Here is an 8776-nt window from a genome sequence, read left to right as displayed (position 1 = left end):
GAAGTTGGTGCATTTGGCTTTTGGTATTTTAAAGTCCCAAAAGCCTTTCGATCCAACTTATTTACTTGCTACCCCTTGACAGATCAAGACAGTATCTACGAGATATTGGATTGTGCGATCGCATATCTATCAATTTATATAGTCTAGTGAATCTTGGCTGGGGAGGGCAGGTTTATGAGATTGTCTGTTTTAGGCGATTATTGTTGGTGAACCTGCCCCTACGAGATATTGGATTGTGCGATTGCGGATCTATCATATTTTATATAATATTTTAGGGTGATTTAGAATCATTGAGATAACGATCGTAAGTTTGATAGCACAATTGCATCAATTTCTGAGGATAGCCGTTACTTTCGGCAATTAACTCCACAATTTCTGCCTCTGTAAAACTCACGGGTTTGTCAACAGGTGTTAACCAGTCAGCCTGGAGGCGACTAATAATAAATTCGCGGCTGATTTTTTCATCCCATTGCTTCAGATTTTCCTCAATGCAAATTCCTTTGAAAGGAGATGTCATATTTTTGTCTTGACTGTCAGGAAACAGTGTATCGAGAGAGGTGCAGGCGGCGACAACTAAACGCAATGGTGCATCGGTTCCCTCCGCCAAACCCCGCAATTGGCCGCGTACTTGGTTCGTAAATCCATCCCAGGTCATTTTCTCGACTTCATCTAAAAGCAACAGGAATCGGTGCGATTATAAAGCCCGTTTTAGTTGATATCCTTTGACTGTCTCGATACCCGCTTCGCCACACAAAGCATCGTAAAAGTCATGTTCATCATAAACATTATTTAAGTTAAGGTAAATGGGTTGGCGCGGATGACGGAGTTCAGTTGGGGTTTCTCGGTAAAGGGCTTGTAGGAGGGAACTTTTGCCGATCGCCCTTTCGCCAATAATTGCTACACTACTACCACCATTCAGCGTCTCAAACACCCGCCGTATTTCTCGTTGTCTGCCAAAGAAAAATCGCGGATTGTCTATCTTGCCATGTTGGGGAATAAACGGATTGTTGTGGTTGGAATTATCAACTGCGATCGAAGAAACCGGGTTTTTCACCGAATCTATCGACTGCAACGAAGTATTGTCGTGAAAAAACCCGGTTTCTGGGCCCCGCGTAGTTGTATTGGGATTTGTAATGTCTTGCCAATCCAATCCTAAAGCCTTACAAATTCCAACAAAACACTGCGGGCTGACACGCTTCTGCTTGAAAAAATTATTAACTGTTTGAATATCAATACCTATCTTTAGACTTTTGTCTTCTCCCATTAAAACACGATCGGCTAAGTCTTTGCGACTCCAGCCTTTGTCTATGAGAGCTATTTTTGCTTTTTCGATTCCAGCCTCAGATGCTGCGATTCCCGCCATAGTCAAATTACAAACCTTTTAAGTATTATAACTGGCGATCGCGAACCAAACGCATCTTAAACGCATATCAAACTCATAGTATTTGAAACCCATACACACCTTGGCTTTCAAGGTTTTACCCTTTATGATTAAAACATCACCAATCAAAAGGTAGCAATTATGAAAGCTCAACCAAATATGACACCTGCTAAACCTAAATCTCCTAAAATGATTCGTAAAAATACCTCTCCTCAACCTCCCTCTCCTTTCGAGAAAGTCTTTGCAATAGTTGTCTGTATTACCTTACTTTCTGGAGGCGTGTCCTTATCGCTTAGTATGGAAGATCGGCTATCTCCGCAACAAATTCGCATTTTTGAGACTTGCAAGGATACTTGGAATATGGGTGTCGGTGCAATTTTCGGACTTTTAGGTAGTAAAGCAGATGATGATGAGTAATCTCTGATGGTTTATTTGCAAAAGTGCGATCGCCCTTAATGTCCAAAAGTGCGATCGCATTTAATCCCTCACCCAATTCCTCAAATTGTCCAATCTTCAAACCTCAAACCCGGTACTCGCTCAAAATCTCGCCGGTTCCGCGTCACCAGAATAGCGTTTTTAGAAAGCGCAATAGCAGCAATCCGCAAATCTTTTGTGCCGATGCGAATCTTTTGACGCACCAAATCTGTATAGCAATTGTAAGCATCGCGATCGAACTTCAACACATTCACACTGTTGAAATACTCTACTCCATCCAGAAATCCCTTATAACCCCAGATTACTCGCTCCGATTGAGAAGATTGGTTGATCGCATTCAACCATCCCCGCATTTGTTCCTCAACGGTAATCACTGTTACTGCAATCTCTTCAGGATTAACCTGACTAACTCGCAGCTTTACCAGCGGATGATCGTTTTGAAAAAGTGTCAAACAATCCGTATCCAGTACCCACAAACTCATTTTACTCCGATCTCCACATCAACTTGTGGGTAATCTGTTCCCATTTCCTCATCAAGGGTGTTGCGATCGGCTTCCATATAAGCAACCACCTCATCAAATAGCGGATTGTCTTTATACATTCCAGCAAACTTCATCCAAGGATGTTCCGGTTTGGGCGGTTGAATTGCCAAAGAAATGAGTTCGGCTTTCTCTAGCCGATCGCCCACAACTAAGCTAATATTGGTAATAACCTCTTCCCGGCTATTACCCTCTGCCTTACATTCTTCCCAACCCAAAGCCATCGCTTGATACTTTCCCTCTGTTTCCTGTTCGATCAGGATTGTCAAAGCTGGGCTATCGGGTTTTTGCTCTTGGATTTCTAGCGAAATGAATTCAGCTTTTTCTAAATGATTCGTCACAAGTTGGCTGAGATTTGCGATCGCCTCTTCGCGAGTATTTCCCTCAGCTTGACATTCAGGTAAACCCAATACCATCGCTTGATATTTTCCCTCTGTTTCCTGTTCGATGACGGCTGTCAATGAAAAGTTAGTTAATTTGTCCGACGACTTCAGTAATATTTTGGTAGTCATAATAGTAAATTCAAGTGAGAATTATATTGTTAATTATATCAACATCTTATATCATTTTCAATAAACCTTTTTGGCACGGGCAAGATGCCCATCCCACAAGAAAATTTACTCTTTGTGGAACAGGCATCTTGCCTGTTCGAGGTGATTGCAAAAAACTACGATAAAATTGACTCTTTGTGGAACAGGCATCTTGCCTGTTCCTAGAACCCCACAAGAAAAATGACTGTTTGTGGAACAGGCATCTTGCCTGTTCCTAACAAAGCCCTACAGACAAATTACGAATCGCGATCGAGCTTAAGCACAGCCATAAAAGCCTCCTGCGGCACATCCACAGTACCCACAGACTTCATCCGCTTCTTACCCTTCGCCTGCTTTTGCAGCAACTTCTTCTTCCGCGAAATATCGCCGCCGTAGCACTTCGCCAACACATCCTTCCGCAAAGCCGGAATATGTTCCGAAGCAATCACCTTAGCGCCAATAGTCGCTTGAATCGGCACCTTAAACTGGTGGCGGGGAATCAACTCCTTCAGTTTTTCCGTCAAGCCGCGGCCAACATTGTAAGCCTTATCCCGGTGCACAATCATCGCCAAAGCATCAACCGGATCGCCATTAATTAAAATGTCCAATTTCACCAACGGATTTTCGCGATAACCGATGATGTGATACTCCATACTTGCATAACCGCGCGATCGCGATTTCATCTGATCGAAAAAGTCCGTCACCACCTCCGCCAAAGGCAACTCATAAACCAACGTAGTCCGCCCCTGACTCAGATACTTCATATCCATAAAAATGCCCCGCCGACTTTGAGACAACTCCATCAGCGCCCCCACATAAGTTTCCGGCGACAGCATTTCTACCCGCACATAAGGTTCCTCAATCTTCTCCCGATATTGAGGATCTGGCAAGTGACTCGGATTGTCAATTGTTAACACTTCTCCCTTAATTGTTGTGACTTGATAAACCACAGAAGGAGCCGTAACAATCAAATCCAAATTGTACTCTCTCTCCAATCTTTCCTGCACAATTTCCATGTGCAGCAAACCCAAGAAACCGCAGCGAAAACCAAATCCCATCGCACTAGAAGTTTCCGGTTCGTAGGAAAGCGCCGCATCGTTGAGTTCCAGTTTTTCCAAAGCTTCCCGCAAGTCAGGAAATTGGTCTGCATCGATCGGGAATAAGCCACAAAAAACCATCGGCTTAGCCTCCGTATAACCAGGCCAAGGCTCCGGTGCAGGCTTTTTGACCAAAGTAATCGTATCCCCGACGCGAGCATCAGCTACCGCCTTAATTGCCGCGCCCAGATAACCCACTTCTCCCGCGTGCAGTTCGTCTACTTGTACTTGCGTCGGTGACAAAATGCCCAATTCATCGATGACATATTCCTTCCCCGAAACCATCAACAAAACCCGATCGCCCTTTTTGACACTTCCGTCCATCACCCGGAAATACACAATTACCCCGCGATAAGCATCGTAATAACTATCAAAAATTAGCGCCCGCAGCGGTTTCTCAACAGTATCCTGCGGCGGCGGCACCAATTCCACGATCGCCTCCAAAATATCATCAATACCAATTCCTTCCTTAGCAGAAGCCTCAATCGCCCCGCTACAGTCCAGACCGATAATTTCTTCAATTTCCCCTTTAACCCGTTCCGGTTCCGCCCCCGGCAGGTCAATTTTATTTAGAACCGGAATAATTTCTAAATTATTTCCCAAGGCAAGGTAGACATTTGCCAAGGTTTGTGCTTCCACGCCTTGAGAAGCGTCTACCACCAGCAGCGCCCCTTCGCAAGCAGCGAGCGATCGCGAAACCTCATAGGAAAAGTCAACGTGTCCGGGAGTGTCGATCAGATTTAGCACGTACTCCTGACCGTCCTTGGCAGTGTAATTCATCCGAGCCGCTTGCAGCTTGATCGTAATGCCACGTTCGCGTTCGAGATCCATATTGTCTAAAAACTGCTCCTTCATTTCCCGTGCCTTCACAGTCCCAGTCGCCTGCAACAGTCGATCGGCCAAAGTCGATTTTCCGTGGTCGATGTGAGCAATAATCGAAAAATTACGAATGCGAGATACAGGAACGTTTGTCATAAAACCTATCGGCAAAAGATTGACTTTTGTTGTATTATAAAACTTCATTCAATCTACAGTCATTTATCGTCATTTAGAGACTTAAATAGAATTTAAATTTTTCTCGGTTGTGGGTTGACAAAGCCATTGTATTTATGCTATGTTCTATCGCCTCTCCAGCCTAGACGCCCTCCTCAGAAAAAGTTTTGTCTCTGTTGTTTTACAGAAAAGTCTGGAACAGTTGAGAAAAAGGCGATCGGCAGCATCCCGCATCAAACTTCCAGCCCAGTCGATTTGAGATTAGAGATTTTAGACTTCGGGGTGCACAACAGATTTAGATTTGAGATTGGAGACTGCGGCGTGAGACTTGAGCGAGCGCGAGCATCGAGTTCAAAAAAGGAGAACGATTTTCAACTTACTCCGCAACAGATAAATCTGGGAGATCGAGCAGGGGTCTAAAATTTTGGGCCGAGCACCACGATTGTCGGGCGCTTGTACCCATTTTTGGCGTCAGGTTACTCTACAGAGGCCCATAGCAAACTGAAAAATATTGGTGAGAAGTTGCTAGCGCTTGACAAGAAGCAGATAATTTGGTCAAATGACGGAAGCGGGGCGGCAAGGGTGTAAAAAATACAGGTTTTGAGCCGCTGTGCATCTCTACTAGGGATAAGGCATCACTTCCTTCAAAACACTTCCTTCAAAACAAAAAGGCGTAAATTCCTAGAAGGAATTGAAACTTAAGAATTAAAACTAGGATTTTTTAAGTATGAGCGAGTCAAGTATACACTCCCACAGTTCGTCAGAAAAAGTGGAACTATCTATCCATATAGATTCTGAACTGCTAGACCAAATTAAGCACTTGACAAATGACCCCAGCAAAGTCATTGAAACAGCAATCAAGCAGTGGCTCAGAGGCGAGCGTCGCGAAGACGATCAGGCTATGAGTTTGCGTCGCACCCCTCCTGTCCCGCCCCGCGGCGAATGGAACGACTGAGGTTGTCTCCTGTCTCGCCCTCCTACGGCGCGCACAAATCTGCTGGGCATAAAATTTCTGGGTGTGAAATTTAGATCGTCCGATCTCCGGCGAGATAACTCCGGCAGATTTCCGGGCGAAATACAGGTGGTTCGGAGCAATATTGGTTAAGTAGAAGGAGCTTTTCTATTGTGACGGCAAAAATGCGATCGCCAGTCCCCGACTTGAGTTTTTGGCAGCCTCAACTTTTGGCGGAATTTTTAAACTCGATAGTTAATATGTGCAGACTACTAATTCCTACATCTTAAGTTGTATTTTTAAATTACCGAAAACTGCTGACAACAAATAGTTTTGAGTTGAGTTATAAATTATTTTTTGGGGAAATTATTGATAACTAAAAATGCTGTGGTAGAAGTCTAAAAGAGTTCTGAGTTTCGAGTCTCGACCTGTGAATCATTCATTAAAAAGCCAACTACTTTGCAGTCAATTAATATAGCCACCGTGCCCGATCGCGGGGAATTTATTAATTGCTAAAACTAATGCGCTCGATTGCATCTTCCATCTTCAATCTTGCATCTTCCATCTTTTTAGCTTGAGCGACTTATACGGCTTAGCCGAAGGAAGCCGCAAGGGCTTATTCCTTCTTCCTTCTGTTAACCCTTGTCTTGCGCGATCGGGCTCTTCTGTCAACCCAACGACCGGCTTTTCGGGCTCTTCTGTCAACTATCAACTGTCAACTCTCCACTCTTCCTTATTGCTTCTACCATAACTCACATCTTAATTATCAAAACCCAAAACAATTTTGAGTTTTAAATTTTAAATCAAAAACTCAATACTCAAAATCAGAATTACTTTTATCCCCTAATCTGATGGACTCTAACACAGATTTCCGGCGATCGAACCTCGCCTCTACAGCATTTTTTCAAGAGTTAGGGGCAGAATTAGTATTTACCCAAGACGCAAGGGGTCGATATCTGTCTTTTTACTGGCAAAAAGCCGAGGAGTACAACCTCACAGCAGAAGAAATTGTCGTTAGCGAAGCCCTCGAAGAGGATCGCCCCCTCAGCGAAACCCTGCAACCCATCGCCCCTGCACCTTATCTCGAACGCCTGCGGCGGGCGCTCGAAACCCTTGTCCCCCAAAGGTTTAGCTATCCATTTTGCCACGCCGAACAATATTTTCTCTTCGATTTGACAGTCACTCCGGCGATCGACTCCAATGGTAAAGCTACAAAAGTCTTAGTTATGGGCAGGCTGCTGTCGGACAAACCCGTACAATTGTCGGCAGATTCCCCAGAATTCATGGCATATCCAGCTTTGCCATCTTCCTCCGACGCCAGCCAACAAATGCTGTATCCAGCCAGCCTCATCGGTAGACCGCTCACTACCTACTCGGAAATCGATCGCAAAATTATCTCCCAAATCGCTCAAAACCTGCACAGAACACTCGATTTACAGACAATTTGGCAGCAAACAGTTAACAGTTTGGGTGAAGTTTTGAACGCGAGCCGCTGTATCATCTGTTCCTCCAAAAAAGACAGCGAAAACCTCGAAATTTCCCCCTTCCCGATCTCAGAAAATCAGCAAAACTATCCAGATCTAGCAGCAGAACTGCAACACTCAATTGCCAGCGATGGATCGCCCCCGCTGTCTGCCGATCAAATCGAAAATCTCCAATCGAAAACTTTTAAAGTAGTAGCTGAGTACCGCCAAGAACCTTACTCTTCGATGCTGGGATTACAACTGCGCGCAGCCGAACAGCCGGGCTGGATTCAAACTTTAGCCACGTTAAAACCCGTAGCAGTCGATTACGCCTCCCCCATTGTCGATCGCTTCGATCGCCATTCCGTACTCGTAGCAGCTACCTTCTATGAAGACCAACCCAATGCCCTGATATGTTTGCACCGCTGCGGCAATTCCCCGAAATGGAGTCCTGTCGAACTCGAATTTGCCCGCGAGTTAGTCGCTCAAGTCGGCAGCGCGATCGCCCACGCTACACTTTACCAAGAATTAGAACAAGCCCGTGCCGAAGCCGTCGCCCTTTCCCAACTTAAAAGTCAATTTCTTGCCAATACTTCCCACGAACTCCGCACCCCCCTCAACGGCATCCTCGGTTTCCTGAAACTGGTTCTGGATGGCATGGCAGATGACCCCGAAGAAGCGCACCAATTTATCGAAGAAGCTTATCAATCGGCATTACACTTGTTCAATGTGATTAACGATATTTTGGATATCGCTAAAATCGAAGCTGGCAAAATGGAGTTAGACCTCGCTCCAGTCAAACTCGGCGAACTTTTGCAGCAAGTGGAGAACTTTACACGGGTTCAAGTGCAAGAAAAGCGATTGCAATTTCAAATCCAAACACCAGCCATCGAGGACGAGATTATTTTGTATGCCAACTACCAACGCCTGCTTCAGGTAATTTTGAACCTCACCGGCAATGCAATTAAATTTACCAAGGAAGGCGGAATTCGCATCAGTGCCGAAGTTATTAAGAAAAAAGTAACTGTTAACAACCAGGAGTTACCCGGAATTGTGAAAATCCGAGTTGCGGATACTGGCATTGGGGTTTCTCTAGACAAGCAATATAAATTATTTGAGTCATTTTTTCAGGTGGACGGCGCTCGTACCAGACAATACGGCGGCACTGGTTTGGGATTGGCTATTTCTCAAAAACTGGTAGAAGCCATGGGTGGCACAGTAAATTTTTACAGTATGGGGGAAGGACTCGGATCGACAGTTACTTTTACTGTGGTGCTTTATCAAGAACCGCTCTTGAAAAATTAATTATTGGTAATTGGTAATTGGTAATTGGTCATCGGTAATTGCTTCAGTTCTGGGTTATCCGAAGAGAGGAACGCTATCCAT

The 8776-nt window shown here is 44.8% G+C and carries 8 protein-coding genes; 3 read left to right on the top strand and 5 right to left on the bottom strand.

Annotation, left to right across the window (positions count from 1 at the left end):
- Positions 1 to 271: 271 nt before the first annotated feature.
- Together JGK20_RS05740 and JGK20_RS05735 are read right to left on the bottom strand one after the other, a co-directional pair.
- A complete protein-coding gene (locus JGK20_RS05740) occupies positions 272 to 655 on the bottom strand; it encodes a hypothetical protein (RefSeq protein ID WP_293229710.1) in 384 nt (127 codons plus the stop codon).
- A gap of 39 nt (positions 656 to 694) precedes the next feature.
- A complete protein-coding gene (locus JGK20_RS05735) occupies positions 695 to 1363 on the bottom strand; it encodes a helix-turn-helix domain-containing protein (protein ID WP_293229707.1) in 669 nt (222 codons plus the stop codon).
- Between the two features lie 159 nt (positions 1364 to 1522).
- Here JGK20_RS05735 and JGK20_RS05730 point away from each other — a divergent pair, with 159 nt between their 5' ends.
- Positions 1523 to 1798 carry a hypothetical protein gene (locus JGK20_RS05730; RefSeq protein ID WP_293210888.1) on the top strand — a complete coding sequence of 92 codons (276 nt, stop codon included), beginning with the start codon at positions 1523 to 1525 and terminating at the stop codon, positions 1796 to 1798.
- An 80-nt stretch (positions 1799 to 1878) separates the two neighbouring features.
- On the opposite strand, the gene JGK20_RS05725 is transcribed toward JGK20_RS05730, so the two are convergent.
- The 3 genes from JGK20_RS05725 to lepA all read right to left on the bottom strand — a co-directional run bounded on the left by JGK20_RS05725 (position 1879) and on the right by lepA (position 4957).
- Positions 1879 to 2298, bottom strand: a complete 420-nt coding sequence (locus JGK20_RS05725; protein ID WP_293191452.1) for a type II toxin-antitoxin system VapC family toxin — start codon at positions 2296 to 2298, stop codon at positions 1879 to 1881.
- Positions 2295 to 2867 (bottom strand): type II toxin-antitoxin system HicB family antitoxin, encoded by a 573-nt coding sequence (locus JGK20_RS05720; RefSeq protein ID WP_293177040.1) that lies wholly within the window; start codon positions 2865 to 2867, stop codon positions 2295 to 2297. Before JGK20_RS05720 ends, JGK20_RS05725 begins: the two co-directional genes overlap by 4 nt.
- 275 nt (positions 2868 to 3142) lie before the next feature.
- A complete protein-coding gene (gene lepA, locus JGK20_RS05715) occupies positions 3143 to 4957 on the bottom strand; it encodes a translation elongation factor 4 (protein WP_293177038.1) in 1815 nt (604 codons plus the stop codon).
- Between the two features lie 745 nt (positions 4958 to 5702).
- Between lepA and JGK20_RS05710 the strand changes: the two genes are divergently transcribed.
- A complete protein-coding gene (locus JGK20_RS05710) occupies positions 5703 to 5930 on the top strand; it encodes a type II toxin-antitoxin system CcdA family antitoxin (protein WP_293146178.1) in 228 nt (75 codons plus the stop codon).
- Between the two features lie 848 nt (positions 5931 to 6778).
- Complete coding sequence (locus tag JGK20_RS05705) at positions 6779 to 8695, top strand: GAF domain-containing sensor histidine kinase (RefSeq protein ID WP_293177036.1); 1917 nt, start codon at positions 6779 to 6781, stop codon at positions 8693 to 8695.
- The last annotated feature ends 81 nt before the right edge of the window (positions 8696 to 8776 follow it).

It is taken from the genome of Microcoleus sp. PH2017_05_CCC_O_A, from assembly GCF_020738785.1.
GTDB lineage: Bacteria > Cyanobacteriota > Cyanobacteriia > Cyanobacteriales > Microcoleaceae > Microcoleus.
The sequence above is the reverse complement of the archived record's forward strand: the minus strand, read 5'-3'. Positions and strand labels throughout refer to the sequence as shown.

Bases quoted from the DNA above. Each gene is read 5' to 3' on its own strand.
- JGK20_RS05740 (WP_293229710.1), bottom strand. From the start codon at position 655: ATGACCTGGGATGGATTTACGAACCAAGTACGCGGCCAATTGCGGGGT.
- JGK20_RS05735 (WP_293229707.1), bottom strand. From the start codon at position 1,363: ATGGCGGGAATCGCAGCATCTGAGGCTGGAATCGAAAAAGCAAAAATA.
- JGK20_RS05730 (WP_293210888.1), top strand. From the start codon at position 1,523: ATGAAAGCTCAACCAAATATGACACCTGCTAAACCTAAATCTCCTAAA.
- JGK20_RS05720 (WP_293177040.1), bottom strand. From the start codon at position 2,867: ATGACTACCAAAATATTACTGAAGTCGTCGGACAAATTAACTAACTTT.
- lepA (WP_293177038.1), bottom strand. From the start codon at position 4,957: ATGACAAACGTTCCTGTATCTCGCATTCGTAATTTTTCGATTATTGCT.
- JGK20_RS05705 (WP_293177036.1), top strand. From the start codon at position 6,779: ATGGACTCTAACACAGATTTCCGGCGATCGAACCTCGCCTCTACAGCA.
- JGK20_RS05710 (WP_293146178.1), top strand. From the start codon at position 5,703: ATGAGCGAGTCAAGTATACACTCCCACAGTTCGTCAGAAAAAGTGGAA.
- JGK20_RS05725 (WP_293191452.1), bottom strand. From the start codon at position 2,298: ATGAGTTTGTGGGTACTGGATACGGATTGTTTGACACTTTTTCAAAAC.